The sequence below is a fragment of the Ferruginibacter paludis genome (genome assembly GCF_030409685.1).
In the GTDB taxonomy this organism is placed as follows: domain Bacteria; phylum Bacteroidota; class Bacteroidia; order Chitinophagales; family Chitinophagaceae; genus Ferruginibacter; species Ferruginibacter paludis.
In genome coordinates, this window is sequence record NZ_JAUFQJ010000013.1 from 95907 (window position 1) to 120107 (window position 24201).

General features: G+C 41.1%; 15 protein-coding genes. 10 read left to right on the forward strand and 5 right to left on the reverse strand.

Features of this window, described 5'->3' with window-relative positions:
- Positions 1-48: 48 nt before the first annotated feature.
- The 4 genes from QWZ08_RS18840 to QWZ08_RS18855 all read right to left on the reverse strand — a co-directional run bounded on the left by QWZ08_RS18840 (position 49) and on the right by QWZ08_RS18855 (position 6155).
- On the reverse strand, positions 49-1707 hold the full coding sequence (locus QWZ08_RS18840; protein WP_290339078.1) for a pyruvate dehydrogenase complex dihydrolipoamide acetyltransferase: 1659 nt from the start codon (positions 1705-1707) through the stop codon (positions 49-51).
- Positions 1708-1907: 200 nt separating this feature from the next.
- Entirely contained in the window at positions 1908-3728 is a 1821-nt protein-coding gene (locus QWZ08_RS18845; RefSeq protein WP_290339079.1) for a DNA polymerase III subunit gamma/tau, read from the reverse strand.
- Between the two features lie 78 nt (positions 3729-3806).
- Complete coding sequence (locus QWZ08_RS18850) at positions 3807-4979, reverse strand: hypothetical protein (RefSeq protein WP_290339080.1); 1173 nt, start codon at positions 4977-4979, stop codon at positions 3807-3809.
- A gap of 63 nt (positions 4980-5042) precedes the next feature.
- Complete coding sequence (locus QWZ08_RS18855) at positions 5043-6155, reverse strand: endonuclease/exonuclease/phosphatase family protein (RefSeq protein ID WP_290339081.1); 1113 nt, start codon at positions 6153-6155, stop codon at positions 5043-5045.
- 300 nt (positions 6156-6455) lie between these two features.
- On the opposite strand from QWZ08_RS18855, the gene atpD reads away from it, so the two are divergent.
- The 7 genes from atpD (at position 6456) to QWZ08_RS18890 (ending at position 16247) form a co-directional block, all read left to right on the forward strand.
- Entirely contained in the window at positions 6456-7961 is a 1506-nt protein-coding gene (gene atpD, locus QWZ08_RS18860) for a F0F1 ATP synthase subunit beta (RefSeq protein WP_290339082.1), read from the forward strand.
- Between the two features lie 74 nt (positions 7962-8035).
- The gene (gene atpC / locus QWZ08_RS18865) at positions 8036-8287 is read left to right on the forward strand and encodes an ATP synthase F1 subunit epsilon (protein WP_290339083.1); all 252 of its coding nucleotides are present in this window, start codon (positions 8036-8038) and stop codon (positions 8285-8287) included.
- A gap of 133 nt (positions 8288-8420) precedes the next feature.
- Positions 8421-9008, forward strand: a complete 588-nt coding sequence (locus QWZ08_RS18870) for an RNA polymerase sigma-70 factor (protein WP_290339084.1) — start codon at positions 8421-8423, stop codon at positions 9006-9008.
- A gap of 66 nt (positions 9009-9074) precedes the next feature.
- Complete coding sequence (locus QWZ08_RS18875; protein ID WP_290339085.1) at positions 9075-10202, forward strand: FecR family protein; 1128 nt, start codon at positions 9075-9077, stop codon at positions 10200-10202.
- Positions 10203-10409: 207 nt separating this feature from the next.
- Positions 10410-13757, forward strand: a complete 3348-nt coding sequence (locus QWZ08_RS18880) for a TonB-dependent receptor (RefSeq protein ID WP_290339086.1) — start codon at positions 10410-10412, stop codon at positions 13755-13757.
- Positions 13758-13776: 19 nt separating this feature from the next.
- Positions 13777-15342: a RagB/SusD family nutrient uptake outer membrane protein gene (locus tag QWZ08_RS18885; RefSeq protein WP_290339087.1), complete on the forward strand. Its 1566-nt coding sequence runs from the start codon at positions 13777-13779 to the stop codon at positions 15340-15342.
- Positions 15343-15380: 38 nt separating this feature from the next.
- The gene (locus QWZ08_RS18890) at positions 15381-16247 is read left to right on the forward strand and encodes a LamG domain-containing protein (protein WP_290339088.1); all 867 of its coding nucleotides are present in this window, start codon (positions 15381-15383) and stop codon (positions 16245-16247) included.
- Positions 16248-16356: 109 nt separating this feature from the next.
- On the opposite strand, the gene QWZ08_RS18895 is transcribed toward QWZ08_RS18890, so the two are convergent.
- Positions 16357-17592, reverse strand: a complete 1236-nt coding sequence (locus tag QWZ08_RS18895; protein ID WP_290339089.1) for a multiheme c-type cytochrome — start codon at positions 17590-17592, stop codon at positions 16357-16359.
- Positions 17593-17720: 128 nt separating this feature from the next.
- Between QWZ08_RS18895 and QWZ08_RS18900 the strand changes: the two genes are divergently transcribed.
- Genes QWZ08_RS18900 through QWZ08_RS18910 form a run of 3 tightly spaced genes read left to right on the forward strand, consistent with a single transcriptional unit; the run spans position 17721 to position 24195 of the window.
- Positions 17721-21029, forward strand: a complete 3309-nt coding sequence (locus tag QWZ08_RS18900) for a VCBS repeat-containing protein (RefSeq protein WP_290339090.1) — start codon at positions 17721-17723, stop codon at positions 21027-21029.
- Positions 21030-21036: 7 nt separating this feature from the next.
- On the forward strand, positions 21037-22701 hold the full coding sequence (locus QWZ08_RS18905; protein WP_290339091.1) for a glucoamylase family protein: 1665 nt from the start codon (positions 21037-21039) through the stop codon (positions 22699-22701).
- A 39-nt stretch (positions 22702-22740) separates the two neighbouring features.
- The gene (locus QWZ08_RS18910; protein ID WP_290339093.1) at positions 22741-24195 is read left to right on the forward strand and encodes a glycoside hydrolase family 30 protein; all 1455 of its coding nucleotides are present in this window, start codon (positions 22741-22743) and stop codon (positions 24193-24195) included.
- Positions 24196-24201: the final 6 nt, after the last annotated feature.

Here is a 24201-nt window from a genome sequence, read left to right on the forward strand (position 1 = left end):
AAAAGCGTTGGCAATTAGGCCAACGCTTTTCAGCTATTTTATTTTAAATTAAACCAGCATGGTAACCGGGTTTTCTAAAAATTTCTTAAGTGTTTGTAAAAAAGATGCCCCCACAGCACCGTCCACACTTCTGTGATCACAGCTCAGCGTAAGTTTCATTACATTGGTTACGGCAAAACCATCCCCTTTCTTAACAACTTTTTCCTTGATGGCGCCCACGGCTAAAATGGCGCTGTCGGGCGGATTAATGATGGCGGTGAATTCTTCAATGTCCATCATTCCCAGGTTGGAAATGGTAAATGTATTGCCGCTAAATTCGTTTGGCTGTAATTTTTTGGATTTTGCTTTACCATACAGTTCTTTAGCATCAGCGGCTATCTGTGATAAAGATTTCTGATCTGCAAAACGGATCACAGGAACAATCAGCCCTTCGGGCAATGCAAGTGCAGAACCGATATGAATGTGCTGGTTGTGACGGATAAAATCTCCCATCCAACTGCTGTTCACATCAGGATGCTGACGAAGTGCCATTGCACTTGCTTTTATCACCATATCATTAAAGGAAATTTTTACAGGGCTTACTTCGTTCATCGCTGTTCTTGCAGTCATGGCGTTGTCCATGTTAATTTCCATGGTAAGATAAAAATGCGGCGCAGCAAATTTGCTTTCGCTTAAACGGCGGGCTATCACTTTGCGCATTTGCGTTAACGGCGTATCAGTATATCCTTCCTGTCCAACGGCAGTAAATGCAGGCGCTGTAGCAGCAGGCGTTGAAGCCGGCTCAGAAGCGGCTTTTGCAGGTGCAGTAGCAGGTGTATAGTTGTCTATATCTTTTTTGGTAATTCGGCCATTGTCGCCACTGCCGTTTACTTTTGATAAATCTATTCCTTTATCGGCGGCCAGTTTTTTAGCAAGGGGAGAGGCTTTAATGCGCTGGTCAGACGAAGCAGTTTCTGCAACCTGTGGAGCAACCTGTTCAGCAGGAGCAGCCGCAGTCTCAGTAGCAGCAGGAGCTGAAGCTGGTCCTGCATTGGCACCAGATTTTTCTGCAGCAACATATGCGCTCACATCCGTTCCCGGTTTACCAACTATGGCAATAATTTCATTTACCTTAGCCGCTTTACCAGCTTCCACTCCAATATATAATAAAGTACCCTCTTCATAACCCACCACTTCCATCGTTGCTTTATCGGTTTCAACATCTGCAAGTACATCATCACTTTTTACCTGGTCGCCCACTTTTTTATTCCAGGATACAATCTTTCCTTCCGTCATTGTATCGCTTAACAAAGGCATTCTTATTTCTTTTGCACCGGCAGGCAGTGCAACTTTTTGAGATTTGGTTTCGGGTGCAGGTGTGGCAGGCGCTATTGTAGCAGGGGCAGGTGTTGCAGCTTTGTTTTCTGCTGCAGGAGCTGCAGGTGTTGCGGCTTTGGTATCTCCTTCCAGCAAGGCTTTATAGTCTTCACCTTCTTTACCTACAATGGCAATAATCTGGTTTATTTTAGCGGCCTCTCCTGCAGGTACGCCAATGTAAAGCAAAGTGCCGTCCACATAGCCTGTCACTTCCATGGTAGCTTTGTCGGTTTCCACATCTGCCAGCACGTCATCACTCTTTACTTTATCGCCTACTTTTTTATTCCAGGTCACTATTTTTCCTTCCGTCATAGTATCGCTCAACAGCGGCATGCGTATCACTTCTGCCATAATAAATAATTTCTGTTTGTTTTTTAAATTGAAGGTCGAAATTAATGCAAAAAAGGGAAATCCACCATTGTTCGTTAGCGCATTTCTAATTGTTGCAATAAAAAGCATTTGTTTCAGACAAGCAAAACTTCTGAAACAAAAGATACCGTGTCAAAGGGACTTTGAATCCGGAGCTTTTAACATGAATGTGAAATTATATGTTAATCCAGTTCCAGTTTTAATCTTTCTTTCAGCTCTTTAACCAGCGGGTATTCTTCTATGATTTTCAGGTACTGCTGTTTTCTTGTCAGCGGGATATCTGTTTCAACCGCGGTATCTTCTTTTTCTATTACCAAAACCTGGTATGTAAGCAAGCGGTTATTGAAATGCTGCTGCAGGTGGGTAACCAGGTCTGCACGTTCAACTTCAATAAAAGCTTTGTGTATTTCGCCCTGGGTAATGATTTCGATGGTGTTGTTGTCAATAACCTTCAGCTCGGCGGCTTTAAAATTAGTTACCGCCGAAAAATTACTTTTATTTCGCAGCTTTTCAATAAACAGGCCCCAGCAAACATACAGTTCGTCTTCAGTTATTTGCACGGCTTCGTTGCTGCCGTTTTGATTTTGTTGCGCTATTTGCTGGCGTATTTTGCTAAGTGAACCAAGTGTAGGTTTTGCAGCCGTGGCTGCAGTTGCATTTGAAGTATTGCCCGGCGCCGTATCATGAGCCGACTTTTTTATTACCGGTGATGGTTCTTCAATGATCAATTTTGCTTCTGCCTGCGGTTGCCGGTTTACGGGTTGCTTAAGTTGTGCTTCTTGTTCACCATGCTTTTCAACAGATGATGGCTTTAATTTTTCAATCGGCAACGCACGGAAAGCAATGGTTTTTGCACCATCAATCAGTTTTTTTTTACTTACAACGCCATCGTTGTTTACCAGTTCCAAGGCCTGTTGCAAATAGCTGAGCTTAATAATAGTGAGCTCCACATGCAGGCGTTTGTTGCGGGATTGTTTATAATTCAGCTCGCTTTCGTTTAAAATATTTAAAGCACTGATGATAAATGCCGCTGGTATTTTTTGGGCTGTTTGTAAATATTTTTGTTTAAAATCTTCCGCTACTTCCAGCAGCATAGCCACTTTTGCATCCCGGCTTACCAGCAAGTTGCGCAAAAATTCTGAAAAGCCATCCAGTACCATATCTCCTTCAAAACCCTTCCGGTTAATTTCATCATACATCAGCAAAGCACTGCTTAAATCCTGCTGCTGCAAATAATCCAGCAGTTTAAAATAATAATCTTCATCCAGGATGTTCAGGTGCTCTAAAGTATTGGTGTAAGTAACGGCGCCATTTGTAAAGCTTACAATCTTATCCAAGATACTCAGGGAATCCCGCATGCAGCCTTCGCTTTTTTGCGCAATTACATGCAGTGCAGCCTTATCTGCTTTTATTGATTCTTTATCGCAGATTTCCTGCAGGTGTTCAACCGTATCATTGTTGGTGATGCGCTTAAAGTCAAATATCTGGCACCTGCTTAAAATAGTAGGTAGTATCTTATGTTTTTCGGTGGTGGCTAAAATAAAGATGGCATAGGGAGGAGGTTCTTCCAGCGTTTTTAGAAATGCGTTGAATGCAGACGAACTTAGCATGTGGACCTCATCTACTATATATACCTTGTATTTACCCGCCTGTGGCGCAAAGCGCACCTGCTCCACCAGGCTGCGGATATCATCTACGGAGTTATTGCTGGCAGCATCCAGTTCATGTATATTTAAAGAAGTGCCGGCATCAAAAGAAATGCAGCTGTTGCATACATTGCAGGCTTCCCCGTCTTTAGTTTGATTTTCGCAGTTGATTGTTTTAGCCAATATCCTGGCACAGGTAGTTTTACCCACACCTCTTGGCCCGCAAAATAAAAAAGCGTGCGCCAGCTGGTTATTTTTAATAGCATTTTTCAGCGTGGTAGTAATATGTGCCTGCCCTACCACCGTTGAAAAATTTTGCGGCCTGTATTTTCTTGCCGATACTACAAATTTATCCATGCGTGCAAATTACGATTAATAGCCTTTTTTGAAAAGATAATTATTGAAAGGAAAACAGTTTCAACGGGTCAAATCACGCTAGGCCAGCATTGGATGTCGTTTGAATTCTTTTGTTCTGTCAAATAAATAGCGGTAGGTAGTAAGCTTACGGCTTTGAAAAACTTCTCCCAGGCTTTGAGCTATGTTGACCATTTTAGGATTGAAATCGCCAATCCACTGCATTTCATATTCTTTATATGGAAGCGAGGGTGTTTGTATTACTTTGGCTGCTTCCACAACAATATATGCATCAACACCGTACCCCTGCCACTCCGGCACTACGCCGAATACGATGCCACAAAACTTTTTATTGGGACTAAATTTTTTAAGCCATAAAAACTGCAGCTTTTGCAGCAATCCAAATTTGCCATCCAGGTGCCTAAACCATTGGTTTAAATCGGGCAGATTTATAAATATGGCGATGGGTTCATTTTTGTGATAGGCGAACCAGACAATCCGTTCGTCCATTACCAGTTTCATCTTTTTAAATAACAGCAATGCCTGCTCTTTGGGCATTTGCTTTAAGCCGCCGTGCCCAGCCCAGGCCTTATTGTAAACTGTTGCAAAATCTGCAGCGAATTTCTCCAGGTTATTTTTATCGATATACGTTGCTGTAAATTCGGGGTCTGCGCCAAAGCGGGCGTGTCTTTCAAACATTTTGGCACTTAAAACATCCTTGGGATGCATGCCAAAACACAGTTGATTAAAAAACAGTTTAAATCCGTAGTTCTCAAATAACTGCCGGTAATAAGGTGGATTATAATTCATGCAGTACATCGGTTCGGTAAAGCCTTCTGTGACGAGTCCCCACCAACGGTCCCGCTCACCAAAATTAATTGGTCCGTCCATTGCTTCCATTCCTTTTTGCGTCAGCCAGTGTTTGGCATTATCCAGCAAAAGATCGGCGGCATGCTGGTTATTGATACATTCAAAAAAGCCAATGCCTCCAACCGGCACATCATCCCCTTTATTTTTATATTTACTATTCACAAAAGCGGCTATACGGCCAATTAAATTATGATCGTCGTCCAGTAAAATCCAGCGGGCCGCTTCACCAAAACGAAAAGCCTTGTTTTTTTTTGCATCAAATACCTCCTCAATATCCTTGTCCAGCGGACGGATCCAGTTGACGTCGTTTTTATATAGTTGCACTGCAACCTGTAAAAATTGCCGGGCGGTTTTAGAATCGTTTACGGGAATGAGCTGCATCATATTATAAGGTAAAACGCAAATGTAGTTAAGGCAATGCACACTTGTGAATAGCAACCGGCCACTTTAAAAACTCATATCGGCCATAATGCCAAAATGATCCGACCAGGGAACAGTTAGTCTTTGATATTGGTCAACGGTAAATTTTTTATCTGAAAAGATGTAGTCTATACGCAGCGTAGGGGATATATGCCTGAATGTTCTGCCTATACCGCTGCCTTTTTGTAAAAAAGCATCCTGCATATTTCCTTTAATGGTAAAATAGGTATAGGAGTTCGGCACATCATTAAAGTCTCCGCAGAGTATAGCCGGGTAAGGACTTTTTTGTACAAAATCATTTACAATATCAGCCTGGTTTCCACGGAACCGGTAGCCCCTCCTTAATTTGCTGATAATTGTTTTTGAATCCTTCAGTCCGTCCTTCTCACTGTGTTTGATCAGGTCAAGACTTTTGTATTCCTTTTCGCCAAATCTTACCGATTGAAGGTGAACATTAAATACACGTATTGGCTTTCCATTGTAATCAATGTCAGTATAAATCAATTGCTGAACAGATTCTTCGTCGCCGAAATCGTGCACGCCAGTATTTGTAATCGGGTATTTAGAAAAAATGACCATCCCCATTTCACTATATTTTTTTTCGCTGTAACTGGGTATATAATAGTGGTAGGGATAACCCATTAGCCTGATTTCAGGAATAGTGGGATCAAACAATTCCAGATTGCGGGTTTCCAGAAACTCCTGGAAACACAATATATCCGCATTGTATTTCTTCACCTCTGCCATCATGAGCGGCCGGTAGCTGGTGCCGCCTTTTTGTACCTTATTCAGTTCGTCCCAACTGGACACATTCCAGGATAAAATCCGTAAACTTCCCTGCGCTTTTATTGCTGAAAAAGGTTGAAAATAATGCCAGCCAAAGGCAACCTTTACCTGCTGAAAACTTAGCAGCAGGGCAATGAAAGAAATCAGCACCCATTTTGACCTGGCGAAAATCCAGCCAGCAAGAAAAGTAATCACAGCAAAAAATAGCAACGGAAATGCAAGACCCAGAATACTTACAAACCAGTATCTGCCGGGGTCTATATATGGAACCAGGCAGGTGAGCAGGTAAATAAAAACCGTTAAAAAGTTTAGTATTAAAAATAAACGGCTAACTATTTTTTTTGAAAAAGACAAATGGTATATTGTTTTTGGGCTAACGAACCGGGTTAAAGTATATTTTAAAATGCAATGATAAAATTAAATGCCGGTATGATTTACTCCAAAATATACAAGCGAAAAACAGCATCAACTAAATTTACCGGCCTTAAGCGTTTTGTAACATCGAAATGCGGGAACACTCCAAAGCATATTTTTCAAACTATTTCACCGATTAAAATGGCCTGCTAAAATATTGATTGTCGAATTTCAAAAATTACTTTGCAACCCTTACCTTTGCGCTCTGAAAAAACACCTCATTACAATAAAATTTGATTTATGGCCAATACAGGCAAAATAAAATCGATCATTGGTGCCGTAGTTGACGTACAGTTTGACAGTGGCAGCAAACTCCCTGAAATTCTAAACGCATTGCAGCTTACCCGTGAAAATGGCGACCTGCTGGTGCTTGAAGTACAGCAGCATTTAGGTGAAGACAGTGTACGAACTATTGCGATGGACGGTACCGAAGGTTTGGTACGTGGTATGGCTGTAGTTGATACTGGTATTCCTATCTCAATGCCGGTGGGTGATGCAATTAAGGGTCGTTTATTTAATGTAACCGGAGATGCGATTGATGGTTTACCACAGGTTAGCAAAGTGGGCGGACGAGCAATACATGCCAAGCCTCCATTATTTGAAGACCTAAGTACCGCCAATGAAATTTTATTTACCGGTATTAAAGTAATCGATCTGATTGAGCCATACGCAAAGGGGGGTAAAATTGGTTTGTTTGGTGGTGCCGGTGTGGGTAAAACAGTATTGATTCAGGAATTGATTAATAATATTGCCAAGGCATACAGTGGTGTTTCTGTGTTTGCCGGTGTGGGGGAGAGAACAAGGGAAGGGAATGACCTGATGAGGGAAATGATTGAAGCCGGTATTATGAACTACGGCGAGAAGTTTAAACATAGTATGGAAGAAGGTGGATGGGATTTGAGTGCTGTGAATATGGAAGACCTGAAAGAATCAAAAGCAACTTTTGTATTCGGACAGATGAACGAACCTCCTGGCGCCCGTGCCCGTGTGGCTTTGAGCGGACTGACTGTGGCGGAATATTTCCGTGATGGTGATGGTACCGGCCAGGGAAAAGATATCCTGTTTTTTGTTGATAATATCTTCCGTTTTACTCAGGCGGGTTCTGAAGTATCAGCTTTGTTAGGCCGTATGCCTTCAGCAGTAGGATACCAGCCTACATTGGCTACAGAAATGGGTTTGATGCAGGAAAGAATTACTTCTACAAAAAATGGTTCTATTACTTCCGTACAGGCGGTATATGTACCAGCGGATGATTTAACGGATCCGGCTCCCGCAACAACTTTTGCTCACTTGGATGCCACTACGGTATTGAGTCGTAAAATTGCGGATTTGGGTATTTATCCTGCGGTAGATCCGTTGGATTCTACGTCAAGAATATTAACTCCGTTAATTGTTGGTGACGAACATTACAATACAGCGAACAGGGTAAAATTAATTTTACAGCGCTATAAGGAATTGCAGGATATCATTGCAATCCTTGGTTTGGATGAATTAAGTGATGAAGATAAATTAACTGTATCAAGGGCACGTAAAGTACAGCGTTTCCTGAGTCAGCCATTTTTTGTAGCTGAGCAGTTTACAGGTTTGAAAGGTGTATTGGTACCAATTGAAGATACCATACGCGGATTTAATTCTATCATGGACGGCGAAGTAGATGAATATCCTGAAGCTGCATTTAACCTGGTAGGAACTTTGGAAGATGCAATTGAGAAGGGTAAGAAGTTGATGGCAGCAGCACAGGCATAAATCCACTCCTTTTGAAGAGAGAAGGCAAATAATTATTTAACTAACAAACAAAGTTCCCCTTAGGGGGCAGGGGTATGACTTTAGAAATTTTAACACCCGAAAAGAAATTATTCAGCGGCGATGTGTATGGTATACAGTTGCCCGGCATTACCGGTTTGTTTGAAGTACTGGACAAACATGCACCCATGGTAAGTGCTTTAAAAGCAGGTAAACTTAAAATTTTAAAAGATAAAAATACTACCATGCTTTTCACCATTCAAAGCGGGTTTGCGGAAGTGCTGAATAACAAAACAACTGTTTTGGTAGAAGGTGCGGAAGAAGTTTAAAAAATGAAAATAATAGTGAAAGCCTTCAATTTTATTGGAGGCTTTTTTTATAACTACCTTAATTGGGGCACGCTATATACAATTTTATCTCTACAGCAAATAAAGTATTAACTTCGAACTTGATTTGTTTGCCATGAACAGAAAACAAGACTTAGGCTCAAAAGATATTTACGAACTGCAGCAACGTATTGCTGAGTATGAAGATGAAGCTGCATACAAAAAGTTGTTTTTCCATTATTTTCTGCCCTTAAAAAGTTTTTCTTTCTCCATAATTAAATCCAAAGAAACCGCCGAAGAAATAGTATCAGATATTTTCTTGGACATATGGATTAAGAGAAAACAATTGTGTTCCATTGAAGACCTTAAAATGTATTTATATACCAGCGTACGCAACAATTCGGTAAGAAAATTAAATCAGCATAAAAAAGCGGCTTTTTTTTCGCTTGATGAATTGCAGGTGGAGTTTGCTTCTCCTGATCAAAATGCAGAAACCCGGTTACTTAATGACGAATTATCCCTTAAAATTGATGCTGCCATTGAAACACTTCCGCAACGCTGTAAAATAATCTTCAAACTAGCCAAAGAAGATAAATTAAAGTATAAGGAGATTGCATTATTGCTGAATGTAAGCATAAAAACAATCGATAATCAAGTCGCCACGGCAGTAAAAAAGCTCGCTGCCGTATTAAATATTTCCGCCAAAAAGCCTTCTTCCAACTAATTGTTAATTTTTTTTTAACATTCATAGGGGAATTTATATTTTGTTGTCTCTAACAAAATACAAGCTATGAGTATAGATAGAATTTCCACATTATTGTCAAGGAAACTGGCTGGCGAAGCCACTGCTTCGGAGTTGACTGAACTTGCTGAATTACTAAAAAATTTTCCTGATCAGCAGATTCCGGCAAACCTGCTGGATGAATATTGGAATGTATCTGCTGAACACGATAGTGATTTTTTGGAAGCTACCTATCATCTGCATTTAAACCGGATGAAAGCCGGAGGATATGATCTGGCCACAAATAATACTGAGGAAGCACTTGATAACAATCACCCATCACCCGGCAAAAAAAAGTACAAAAAATTGCTTACCGCATGTATTTTTGCCACAGCAACAATAACGTTATTTTTTGTCTTTTTCAATAACAATAAAAAGGTATTTGCTTTTGAAGGCAAGGAATCTGTAAAGAGCCCGCAGAGCGAAGTAAGCACAAAAAACGGGTCCCGCACTAAAATTCAACTTCCGGATGGTACGCAGGTATGGTTAAATGGCAGCAGCAAACTAATGTATGATAATGAACATTTCAATGGTGCGGTCCGTGAAGTTTCTCTTACGGGTGAAGGCTATTTTGACGTGGTAAAAAATGCTGGCCGGCCATTTATTATTCACACCAGTAAAATGGATGTCAGGGTGCTGGGCACTATTTTTAATGTGCGTTGTTACCCTGGTGAAAAAAAGACGGAAACCAGTTTAATAAGGGGAAGTATTGAAGTGACTTTGAAAAACAGGAAGGATAAAATAATGCTGAGGCCATCAGAGAAATTAATTATAAGTGACGAAGAACTGGCGGGTCCGGCAAAATCAGCAACACCTGATAAAACTGCTGATAAAGTAATTGCAAAGGATATCATAGTACTGCGTCACTTAACCGTTTTGCCGCAGGATAGCACGATTGTAGAAACAGCGTGGGTAGAAAACAGGCTGGTATTCAGCAGCGAAACGTTTGAAGAAGTTGCCTTAAAGATGGAGAAATGGTATGGGGTGGAAATTGCGTTTGCAGATGAAAAATTAAAATCAGAACCACTCACAGCTACTTTTAAAAAAGAAACTTTATCAGAAGCGCTTCATGCACTCCAATTAGCAACCAGGTTTAATTTTAAAATAAATAATGATCGCATCACCATTTCAAAATAAAATTATGTAAGAAGAAAAAAGATAAAAAAACCCAGGAAAATGTTGACGCATTTCCCGGGTTCAGAAAGGCTAACATGGAAAATTTGAAAAACGCTCAAGTGGATCAAACTTCCTTTTTGTATACATTAACCAAAAGACAAACATATGAAAAAAAACAAACGGCTGCAAGCTTTGGGCAACCGAAGCAAGTTTAAAATTTTACTGCTTATGAAATTGATGACCCCCGTGTTGCTCATTTTTATGACGCAGCTAACTGTTTCTGCTAAAGGACAGGACAAGATTACCATCAAACTCAAAAACATTGAGCTCACAAAAGCGATGTCACTGGTGGAAAAACAAAGCGATTATCGTTTTGTGTACAATAACAATTTGATCCCTGTCGCAAAAAAGATTGATGCCACTTTTAGAGAGGCAGATTTGCCCGAAGTGATGACAAAGTTCCTTACCGGTACAGGTTTGTCTTATAAAATTATGAAAGACAACCTTGTTGTTTTGTACCAGCGTGACGATGAAGTAAAAGATCTTACTGTTAAAGGGACAATTACTGATGAAAACGGAAGAGGACTCGAAGGAGCCAGCATTAAAGTAAAGGGAAATAAAACAGGGACCTATACAGTTGCCTCGGGCGAGTATTCATTAGCTGTGCCCGATAATGCTACGCTTATAATTTCTTACGTAGGGTACGAAACAGTTGAAATTGCAGTAGGAGGTAGAACTACCATCGATGTTAAATTGAAAGCTGCTACTCAAAAAATGGATGAGGTTGTGGTGATTGGTTATGGTAGCGCAAGCAAAAGAGACCTGACAGGATCAATTACAAAAGTAGCCGGTAAAGATATCGCCGATAAACCCAATACTAATCCGGTTGCATCTTTGCAGGGAAAGGTAGCCGGTTTGTCAGTTGTTAACAACGGTACTCCCGGTGCAGCTCCGGACATCAGGATCAGGGGAACTGTAAGTATTGGACAGGTTCATCCGTTATATGTAGTGGATGGTATTTTTAACGATAACATTGATTATATCAATCCGAATGACATTGAGTCTATAGAAGTACTGAAAGATCCTTCTTCATTAGCCATATTTGGTGTAAAAGGCGCCACAGGTGTTATTGCTATTACCACTAAAAAAGCCAAGGCAGGCCAGGTGGTAGTAAACTTCAATACATCTTACGGAACAAAAAAACTGGTAGATAAAATTAAGCTTGCAGATGCCACCCAGTTTAAAACCTTGTTTGATGAAGAAAATGCCAATAATGGTGTTGCTACTCCAGACTATTCAGCCTTAACTGCCAATACAGACTGGATTGATGCTGTTACCCGGACCGGAAAATTTAATAATAATAACCTGAGTATTTCCGGAAGCACAGAAAAAAACCGTTTCAACTTCGGGCTGGGATATTTAACCGACGAAGGAATTATCAAACACGAAAAGCTAGAAAAAATACTACTTTCTTTTGGGGATGAGTTTAAGGTGAATAAAGCCATAAAAATTGGCATCAACTTCAATGCATCAAGGCAAAATAATCCTTACAACGCAACCAGCGTATTGGACAATGCCAGAAAAGTAATGCCACAGGTTTCAGCGGGCACAAAGCCTTTCAGTGTAGCGAATCCTTATGGCGGAGATAGCATGACTGTTAATTTGTATTCAGGCCTTGATAATGCGCTTCAAAATTCAGGTGTTGTAAATCCATTGCTTGAATTGGAAAATACATGGAATAAGCAGGTTAATATCGAGTTTAGAACTGTTGCAAGTGTTTATGGCGAAATTAATTTCCTTAAATATTTCAATTTCAGATCAACTTTCTATGCGGATATGAGCACAGTGAATAACAGGCAATATTCACCGCTTTATTATGCTTATGACCCTTTAAATAACACCCCTTACCTGTACGGTGCAAAAACACAGGTGAGTGAGAATGACAACTCTTACAAAAAATTTCAGCAGGACCATATCCTTACCTTCAGAAAAAGTTTTGGAGATCATAATTTAACTGCAACTGCTGGTTTTACTTCTTACTATTTCGGCAACTTCAACAGGTCTGGCGTTGCTAAACCCTATACTACCGGTAATGCCTTGCCAATACCTGATGATAAAAGATTCTGGTACATGACCAATGGTTTTGAGGATCCAACAACATCACTGGCATCTTCCTCTCAAAGCGAATATTCAACAGTTTCAATGCTGGGAAGGATATTGTACAATTACAAGCAAAAGTATTTTTTAAACGCATCTGTCCGGGATGACGCTTCGTCACAAATCCCCGAAAAAAATCGTCACCAGCAATTCTGGGCGCTTGGAGGCGCATGGGAAATATCCAAGGAAGATTTCATGAAGGGACAAACGTTTTTAAACTATCTTAAATTAAAAGGATCTGTTGGTGTCTTGGGCAATCAAACAGCGGTAGATCCCAATGGATTAACCATCAATTATCCATTTTATCCAAGATTAAATACAGGTATCGCAGCAGTTTTTGGCACCAATATTTATGGTGCTGCACAACCTTCCTATGTGCCTAATCCAGATTTGAAATGGGAAACCGTTTCGGCCCAGGAAGCAGGATTTGAATTGTCAGCCTTTAGAAACAGGTTGCATTTTGAAGCCAATTATTTCAACAAAACTACCAATAACCTGATGTCATATCTAAGCAAGGCTTCCATTGGTTTGCCGGATCAGCTGACAAATGGTGGTAGTTTAAGAAACTGGGGTGAAGAATTTTCTGCCAGCTGGAACCAGGCTGTTAACCGTGATTTTTCTGTTAATATCGGAGGCAATATTACCTTCTTAAAAAACAAAGTATTAAGCATTGCTGAAGGTACGGTGGCAGGGTATTTCTCAAGAGCATTTCAAAACAATGGATCAGCTGAAAGCCGCACCCAGCCAGGACTTCCTATCGGGTCTTTTTACGGGTACGAAGTAGAGGGGCTATATCAAAGCTATGCTGACATCTTGAAATCACCAGTTGCCTCTGCTATTGGTGCTTACAGGCCGGGCGATTTTAAATTTAAAGATTTGAATGGAGATGGAAAAATTACTGCTGATGACAGAACTGTTATTGGTAATCCAACACCTAAGTTTACCTATGGTACTTCCGTTAATTTAACTTATAAAAGTTTAAGCCTTGCGGTTGATATGGGCGGCGTTTATGGTAACCAGATTTTCAGAACCTGGGGTTCGCTTGAATCTCCGTTTCAGCGTGTAAACTATTCAGCAGAAAAAATTAACAGATGGCATGGCGCAGGTACCTCTGACTGGGTGCCCATCCTGAGCCAGGGAGATCGCTTTAACTACAACGGCTCCAGCTATAATATTGAAGACGGAAGTTATTTCAGAATCAGGAACGTACAATTGGCTTTTAACTTCAGCCAGCGTTTACTTTCAAAGGCAAAGATTAAAAACTTAAGAGTATACCTCAATGTTCAAAATGTGAAAACATGGAAAAACAATTTAGGCTATACTGCTGAATACGGTGGTGATGCAACTGCGTTTGGCTATGATAATGCAGGAGGTGCGATTCCCCTGGTATCTACCGCAGGTTTAAATGTAACTTTTTAATCTTTTTAAATTTATTGATATGAAAAAAAATAAAATTGTATTACAGTTAGCAATGGCGGTGCTGCCGTTGATGCTGCTAACAATGGGGTGCGCAAAATTTTTGGATAGAAAACCCTTAACAGCCACCCTGGATGATTTAAAGCAGGGAACGTTGGAAGCGCAAAGTTTTGGCCTGTACAATACCTTAACTTCTTACGCCGGTTTTTCCACTTTGCCATGGCTTGACTTCCACAGTATACGGGATGATGATGCGCAAAAGGGAAGCAGTACAACGGATGGCAAGGAAATCAATACAGAGTTTGAAACTTTTCAATATTCCAAAGATGACTGGGCTCCCAATACGTATTGGAACGACCGGTATTATATGATCAACCTTGCAAACAAGGAATTGTATTATGCCGATTCTTTAAAAGTCAGCGATCCGGCATCGTTAAGAAATATTGGTGAAGCCCGCTTTTTCAGGGCCTATTGCTATTTCGACCTGGTGAGAACTTATGGAGATGTGCCGTTGATTAATTTCTATTACACCAATGCCGCGGATGGAATTAAAGCGAAGTCTCCCGTTGCGGCAATTTATGCGCAGATTGATGAAGATTTGAACCTTGCTGCACAATACCTTCCATTGAACTGGTCTGTGGGTGGAACTAATATCTATCCGGGCCGTCTTACAAGAGGTGCTGCAAACACCTTGTGGGCTCAAACGCATTTATTCAGGGGTGATTGGGCACAGGTTGTAAGTCTTTGCAACCAGGTAATTCAGTCGCAGCAATATAGTTTAACTACCAATTTCCCTGATATATGGAAGGATGGTTTAAACGGAGCTGGTAAAAATGGTCCGGAATCAATTTTTGAAGAGCAGAGTTATGTAGGTCCGAACAATACGCCCAATAAAGGAACACAATGGGGAACAAGCCAGAACGTGAGACAAGGCGGCGCTAGTAATGCATGGAATTTAGGCTGGGGATGGAATACACCTACACAAAAACTGGTTAGCGCCTGGGACAGTACAGATCCGCGGAAAAGCCAGACAATTTTATATTCCGGCCAGTACGACGGCGGACCGGCAGCTGGTGGATACGGAGCTACATTACCAGCTTACAGTCCCGGTACCGGTTTGGATCAGCCCTACTGGAATAAAAAAGTGTATTCTGATCCGGCCATGCGCCAGTTTACAGGACAGATTTTTGGAAGTGGCGGGGCCGATTGGATCAACCATAGAATATTGCGTTATGCTGATGTGATTTTAATGCTGGCAGAAGCCAGTAACGAATTAGGTGATGGTGCAACTGCTGCGACTAATTTGGAACTGATCAGGAACAGGGCAAGTGGTAACCTTGGACCAACGCGTACTATTGTAAAGCCGATTCCATTTGTTGACCAGGACCAGATGCGTGCGGCAATTAAAAATGAACGCAGGTTTGAGTTTGCAATGGAAGGTTATCGTTTCTTCGATTTGGTTCGCTGGGGCGATGCAGTTAAGGAACTAGGTAGCCTCGGCTATACGAACCGTTGCAGGTATTATCCTATACCGCAACAGGCCATCAATTTATCCGGAGGTATCCTGGTACAAAACCCTGAGTGGTAAAACATGCAAACAAAAGTTCACACTTTAAAAATCTAATTATGAACATAAGGAAAATAATGACTAAAAATGTCGTTCTTATCATAGCCTTCGGGAGCCTGCTGGCAGGTTGCCAAAAAATAACCCATCCTGCTTTGGGAGATTATACAAAAGATGCTAATCCTGTAGGTGGCCCTTTGAAATTTTATGCCGCTTTTGATGGCACGTCAGATAATCCGTTGATGAATGGTGTTGATAGTATCAGGGCGAATTTTCCTTCGAGCAATACTGCTGCGGTGGGAGAAGGTATATCTGGTAAAGGTTATATGGGTAGCGAAACGGCATTTACCCAATATGCATCTGCCAATGACTTTACATCTGCCACCAGTTTTACTATTTCATTTTGGGTTAAAAAAACGCCCCAGGCTGCAGGCAAAGGAACCAATTTTGCTTTTGCTTTAAATTCATCAGGTTACAGCTGGACCAATTTAAAAATGTTCCTGGAGTTTGAAGATGCAGGCAATCCCAGTACAACAGACTCGGCTTCCGCTAAGTTTTATCTGTTCGATCAATGGTTTGAATTTACAGGAACAAAAAGAATGAAGAACGTGTTGAACGGTCAATGGCATCACCTGGCATTTACTTATGATGAAACAACCTCGGTGCTTACGCCGTACATTGATGGTGCGGTACCAACCAATTTACCGGCAGGTTTCGGTAACGTAACCAATAACGGCTCGCCCAGGGGGCAGCTAAACTTTAATGCAGATAAACCTATCACCGGGCTTACTATTGGCGGAGCGGGAGAAGAAGCATACAAAGCAAATTCGTGGATGGGATATTTTGACGGTCAACTGGACCAATTCAGGTTGTATGGTGCTGCATTATCCGCCGCGGATGTTGCAGCTTTATACGCCAACAAGCAATAAGCTTTCAATTCTTTTACATGATACAAGAGGGTTGCAAAGATTTTGCAGCCCTCTTTATAATTACAGTTCTTTGATGTTTGTTAAAAAATCTTTTGGAGAGATGTCGGCGCTACTTTTTAATATAGTTAAGCAGTCTCTTTGTTTCTTCGGGGTAAATGCTGATGAAGTGCGAACGTATTAATGCTGCCGTGGGCTCAGCCTTGCCGGTTAAGTATACTGCAATAGCCCGGGATGGAGACAATGGCATGTGGCAATCAATGCAGTTGCTTTTTAAACTGGCGGCGGACACATTTTTTAAAGTACAAAAGTTTCCATGCTCAACTGTGTGACAGGTTAAACAACGTTGTGAAAATAAAGTAGTTTTTCCTTTTTCGTTTTCGTGTGTATTGTGGCAGGTATTGCAGGTCATCGTATCACTCATTCTGTAACATTTACTTGCCCTCAATAAGCCATACTGATTGCCATGTACGTCAATTGAATTTGTATTCGGCGCCGTGGTATCTATTGCATAAAAATCAGCAAGCTTGTCGCCGGCTTTAAACTGAAAGGAGGGCTTTGTTTTTGTTAGTCTGCCGCCGTGGCAGGAAGCGCATAGATCCATGTTTTGCTGCCTTGTCAGATGCGCTGGATTAATGATGAACTTTGCTTTTAACGCAGTTGGATGTTGAGTTTGATAAGCTATATGCTCAGCGGCCGGGCCGTGACACTTTTCACAATCCACACCGTAAATTATTTGATTGCGGTCGAAAGCTTCGGGATCTTCATTTTCGTTCGTAAGCTTTTTTGCAAAAGTGGTATGGCATTCCAGGCACCGTGAGGTGATGGGCCTGTTAAAGATAATTTTGTTCGGGTAACCCGGACTGTTAGACCATTGATGGGCTGCGGAAAAATAAGTAACGGGCAATTGAAAGAGCAGGTTTTTATTCCAGTTTAAAAAAGACTGGCCCATGGTGCCGGAGCCAATAACAATATCCATGCGACGGGCAATTTTTTCGATACCATTGCTGTAACCAACCTGGTAAAAGCCACTATCCCTTTTTTCCATGGCAACAAAATGGCTGGTATCATAAGCAAACATATTACTGTCTTTATTAAAACTACCCTTTATAAACTTTTCTTCGGCAATTCGGGTGGTTAAATAATGGGCCGTGTGAAGATGGGTGTCGTAGATACTTTTATGACATTGGATGCAACTGGCAGATCCGGCAAATTGGTTAATGGAAACGGTTGGTGTCACGGGTGCTTGTTCCTTGTCGGGATGGATGCATTGCGCAAAGAAAATCACAGCCAATGCAACGATAAAAATGGTAAGAAAAGAACGAAAGTATGGTGCAAATATTTTCATAAAAAAAGAAGGTGTAACCCAGTACTACCAAGTTAAATCAATAAAATACAAACACCAAAAACTCAGTTAAGCCCTAATTAAATGATTACTTTTACAGTAACAGATTTTGCATTTTTTAAAATCTTTTTATGCCTGCCAACCGAATAATTTATTTGTATTTTTCTTCTGTTTTTTTTCTCTTTATTTCGTGCAAAAAATCCAATACGTTATTCACCAGTCTGTCTTCTTCCGAAACAAATGTGCGGTTCCAAAATACGTTGAAAGATCAGAAGGCTTTTGGAATTTTATATTACCTGTATTATTATAATGGCGGCGGAGTATCAGTTGGAGATGTAAATAATGATGGATTGCCGGATATTTATTTTACCGCCAATAACCACGCAGGTAATAAATTATACATTAACAAAGGCAATTTTAAATTTGAAGACATTACCGAAAATGCTGGTGTAGCGGGAAGTTCAGACTGGTGTACCGGTTCAACCATGGCAGATGTAAACGGTGATGGGTTACTGGATATTTATGTTTCGGCAGTAAACATCAACGGAAAAATAAAAGGACACAATGGGTTATTTATAAATAACGGACCATCTAAAACAGCTCCCGGCGAAGTAACGTTTACAGAAAGTGCCGCACAATATGGATTGAATTTTTCAGGGTTTACCACACAGGTTGCCTTTTTTGATTATGACCACGACGGAGATCTGGACTGTTATATTTTAAACCAATCTCATAAGGCAAATGAAAATATTGTCGACACAATTAACCGAAGGAAATTTGACGCGGAAGCGGGTGATAAATTAATGCGTAATGATATGAATACGTCCGCTAAAAAGTTCACAGATGTTTCAGCAATGTCGGGTATTTATCAAAGCAGTTTGGGCTACGGGCTCGGCATTTCGGTTGCAGATATCAACAATGATGGGTGGGAGGATATTTATATCGGTAACGACTTTCACGAGAATGATTATTACTATATTAACAATGGCAATGGAACTTTTACAGAAAGTGGTGCCAAACATTTTAGACATTACAGCCGATTTAGTATGGGTAATGATATAGCTGATTTTAATAACGATGGTCAATTGGATATTGTAACAGTAGATATGTTACCGGGCGAGGAAAAGACCTTAAAAACCTATGGCAGTGATGAGAATGCCGACACCTATAAATTTAAGCTCATCAGTAATGGCTTTCAGTACCAGTATTCAAAAAACTGTCTGCAACAAAATAATGGCGATGGCATTAGTTTTAGCGAGGTTGGTTTATTGAGTGGTATTTCGGCAACCGATTGGAGCTGGGCTCCCCTCTTTGCTGATTTTGACAACGATGGAAATAAGGATTTATTTATATCAGGCGGTATTGTGAAACGTCCAGTGGATCTTGATTACATTCGTTTTGTTTCAGACTTATCTTTTAGACAGGCAATGAATAAGACAGATCAATATGATGCGGCGGCATTGGAAAAAATGCCTGATGGAGCATCACATCCCTTTCTTTTCCAGGGTGCTGGAAACAGCCATTTTTCAGATGTCAGCGATAGTTGGGGTACTGGTGAAATGAAAGGTTATTTCAACGGCTCAGCTTATGCTGATCTTGACAATGATGGTAACCTTGATATCATAATTAACAGCCTCAATGCACCAGCTGTAATCTTAAAAAATAATGCGCCAAAGAAAAATTACATCACTGTTTCTTTTAAAGGCGACAGCTTAAACAGTTCAGGCATTGGCGCCAAAGCCTATGTATTTGCCGGCAAAAAAATACAATACCAGCAACTGATGCTTACCAGGGGTTTTGAATCTTCCGTTGAACCAAGGCTGCATTTTGGTTTGGGTGATGCAGCAATTATTGACAGCCTCTTGATCGTGTGGCCCAATCAGCAATACCAGCTATTAAAAAATGTAACTGCTGTAAACTCTTTATTGGTGCAACAAAAAGATGCCAATAAACATTTTGATTACGTCACATTCTTCCCATTACCCAAACCGATATTACAGGATATTACAAGCCAGGTTAAGTGCAACTGGAAACACAGGGAAAATAATTTTATTGATTTTAATAGCCAGTATTTGATCCCACATATGCAATCGACACGCGGGCCAAAAATTGCGGTGGGTGATATTAATAAAGACGGACTTGATGACTTCTTTGCTTGCGGTGCCAATGGCCAGCCGGGCAGTCTGATGGTGCAGACTAAAGAGGGAACATTCGTACAATCTGACACCAGCCTGTTTAATAAAAGTACATACTGTGATGAAGTAGATGCTGTTTTTTTTGATGCGAATAAAGATGGCTTTCCGGACTTGTATGTTGTAAGCGGAGGGGACGAATATGCTGATGGCAATGCAGCTTTGGCCGATAAATTATACATCAATGATGGCGAAGGACATTTCACTTTGTCAACAACGCAATTACCGGTTTTGCTAACTAATAAAAGCTGTGTGGTAGTTGCGGATGTTGACCACGATGGAGACGATGATTTATTTATTGGCGGCCTCGCAAACGCAAAAGAATTTGGGCAACCGCAATCATCTTTTTTATTGTTGAATGATGGCAAAGGAAATTTTAAACCTGCAGCTGAAAATATTATTTCTTTAAAAGAAACGGGAATGGTAACAGCAGCAGTTTTTACGGACATCGATATGGATGGCTGGATGGATTTGGTAGTAGCGGGGGAATGGATGCCGGTAAAAATGTTTATTAATAACAAGGGAATATATAAAGAAACTGATTTGCCGGCGTCCACAGGTCTTTGGCAATCTTTATATGCAGCAGATGTAAATGGCGATGGCCTCATGGATATACTGGCTGGCAATTGGGGGCATAATTCCAAGCTGTATGCAGGTAAGGATGGTCCTTTAAAATTGTATGTAAAAGACTTTGATAAAAATGGGTCGCCGGAACAGGTAATGACCTATACAATAAAAGGCAAAGAATATACATTTTTGGCAAAGGATGAATTAGAACGGGCGCTGCCGGTGTTGAAAAAAGCCTACCTCACCTACAACGAGGTAGCGGGCAAAACGGTACAGTACATGTTCTTCGATTTATTTAAAGATTACCGGGAATTAAAGGCCGAAACGCTTACCACCACTTGTTTTATCAATGATGGTAAAGGCGGTTTTAAGAATGTACCGCTACCCGAATCCGCACAATTTGCACCGGTGTTTTCATTTGCAGCCCTGGCAAATAATCAGTTTTTAGCCGCGGGCAATTTTTATGGAGTAGTTCCCTACGAAGGGAGGTATGATGCACTGCAACCCACCATTTTTTCTTTCAATAAAAATCAAAATAACTTTAGTAAAGAGGGGTTGTTGCCTGAAATAGATGGCGAAGTAAGAGATGCAAAATGGATTAGGGGTGCAGGCGGACAAAAAATTTTAGTGATGGCAAAAAATAACAGCGGGCTCGTTTTTTTACAACCCGCCGGTCAATAAAAATAGTATGAAAAATAACAGGATACGTGTTTTAATTAGTTGCCTGCTTATGTTGGGGTGCAGCAAAAGCCAAGATGCTGTAGTTGTAACCCCACCGGCTGTTGCGATAAAAGTAAGCACCATTTATCTTAATGCAATTGCCCTGGATAATACAGTATATGGCTCAACTGTTCAGCCCACATTAAAAGTACAGTTTACCCAGCCGGTAAAACCAAGCACTGTTGCAACTGCCGTTTTGCTTACAGATGCAGGTGGCGCTGCTGCAGCAATAACTACCAGTTTATCGAATCATGATTCAGTGTTATTGATCCAACCGGCTTCGCCATTAAAATATCTTTCCAAATATTTTTTAAAAATAACAACAACACTTCAATCGGCCAGCAGCGGTGGACTTGCTACGGCGGTGGATAGAAATTTTAATACCCAAATCGATTCTACCAATAAATTTCCTGTTATCAGCGACATTTTATTACTGGATAAAATTCAACAGCAAACCTTTAAATATTTCTGGGATTTTGGCCACCCTGTAAGTGGGCTGGCGAGGGAAAGAAATACTTCCGGCGATATTGTTACCACAGGTGGTTCGGGATTTGGCGTAATGGCGATAGTAACAGCAATCAGCAGAAATTTTATTACCAGGACCGAAGGACTTGCCCGTATGCAAACCATCGTGGGTTTTTTAAAAAACACAGCACAAAAAGTGCATGGCGCTTTTCCACATTGGATGAATGGCGCTACCGGGGCCATCCAGCCATTTAGTACCAAAGATGATGGTGCTGACCTTGTTGAAACAGCGTATCTAATGCAAGGCTTGCTTACAGCGAGACAGTATTTTAATGGTGGAGACGCGGGAGAAGCCAATTTGCGAAACGACATAAATATTTTATGGAATGGTGTAGAATGGAACTGGTTCCGTCAAAACAACCAGGATGTATTGTACTGGCACTACAGCAATATTTATACATGGGATATGAATGTAAAAATACAGGGCTGGAATGAATGCCTTATAACGTATGTGCTTGCCGCATCTTCAGCAACACATACTATACCAGACACCGTGTATAAAATTGGATGGGCCGGCGCACCAGGATTTACCAACGGCAACAGTTACTACAATTATACGTTGCCGTTAGGACCTGAAAAAGGAGGTCCGTTGTTCTTTTCTCATTATTCTTTTTTAGGGATCAATCCCAATGGGTTAACTGATAGCTATGCCAACTATACTACGCAAACCAAAAACCATACGCTGATTAATTACAGTTATTGCGTTGCCAATCCACAGGGTAATTACGGATACAGCAGCAGCTGCTGGGGACTTACCGCAAGCGATATTCAGAATGGTTACAATGCAAGTTCTCCGACCAACGATGTAAGTGTTATCGCACCAACGGCGGCTATTTCTTCTTTGCCTTATACACCAGCGGAATCGATGAAAGCACTGCACTTTTTTTATTATACACTGGGCGATAAGTTATGGGGTGAGTATGGATTTTATGATGCCTTTAGTTTGAAAAATGTATGGTTTGCCAACTCAACACTGGCAATAGACCAGGGACCAATCATTGTGATGATTGAAAATTACAGAACAGGATTATTGTGGAAACTGTTTACCAGTTGCCCGGAAGTAAAAGCAGGTATGTTAAAGCTTGGATTTAAAGCTCCCTACCTGTAAGCGGCATTAAAATAAAATACGAATAGTATAAAATAACTTATGAATAGTAAAAAAAATTACCTCCTGTTACTGGCTGTCATGCTGCTGTCGCAGGTCGGTTGCTCAAAGTCTGGTGGCACAACTACGCCACCCGTTGTACCTCCGGTTGTACCACCTGTTACACCTACTAATGACATGGATTGCTGGCTGACAAAATCAGATCAAACGATATTGCTTCAAAAGCAAACAGCCGTACTTTCATTTGTAACAACTACAAACAGTAATGTAAATATTGAAGTAGATTCTGCCCAACGTTACCAGGCTGTTGAAGGCTTTGGGTACACCCTCACAGGCGGCAGTGCTTATGTAATTAACCGCATGGAAGCTGCTGCCAAGGCCAGCTTGCTGCAGGAATTGTTTGGGACTTCATCCGGCAGTATTGGCGTTAATTACTTACGCATCAGCATCGGCGCATCAGATTTAAATGCTACCACATTTACTTATGATGATGTGCCCTCAGGGCAAACGGATGTAAACCTTGCAATCTTTAGTCTTAACCCGGATAAAACAGATCTGATACCATTGCTAAAAGAGATACTGGCCATCAATCCCAATATTAAAATACTGGCAACACCATGGTCGGCGCCGGTTTGGATGAAGGATAACAACAGCTTTAAAGGCGGTAGTTTAGTGCCTGCTAACTACAACGTGTATGCGCAGTATTTTGTAAAATACATTCAGCAGATGAAGTCGGAAGGCATTACCATTGACGCCATTACGCCACAAAACGAGCCGCTCAATCCCAACAATAATCCCAGCCTTGTAATGACGGCTTTGCAACAGGCCGATTTCATAAAAAGCAGCCTGGGACCGGCATTTCAGACTGCTGGTATTACCACCAAAATAATTACTTACGATCATAATTGTGATGTACCCAATTATCCGCTAACCGTATTACAGGATGCACAGGCCAACCCATTTGTAAGTGGATCTGCTTTTCATTTATATGCCGGCGACATAAGCGCCTTGTCAACTGTGCACAATGCCTATCCTGATAAGTCACTTTACTTTACAGAACAGTACACCGCATCCACCGGTGATTTTGGCGGCGATTTAAAATGGCATGTGAAGAATGTATTGATCGGCTCCATGCGTAACTGGAGCCGTACTGCGCTGGAATGGAACCTGGCCAATGATGGCAATTACGGCCCGCATACTGATGGAGGCTGCACGACTTGCAAAGGTGCTTTAACAATAACCGGATCATCCGTTTCCCGAAACGTGGCTTATTACATCATTGCCCATGCATCCAAATTTGTACCTTTCGGATCAATACGTATTGCAAGCACTGTATCAGGTAATTTACAAACAGTAGCTTTTCAGGCTCCCGATAATAAAAAGATTTTAATAGCAGAAAACGACGGTGTTGGTACCATCTCATTTAACATCAAATACAATGGGAAATGGGTGGCCACTCAACTGGCCGCTGGCGCTGTCGCAACATACATTTGGTGATTTTAA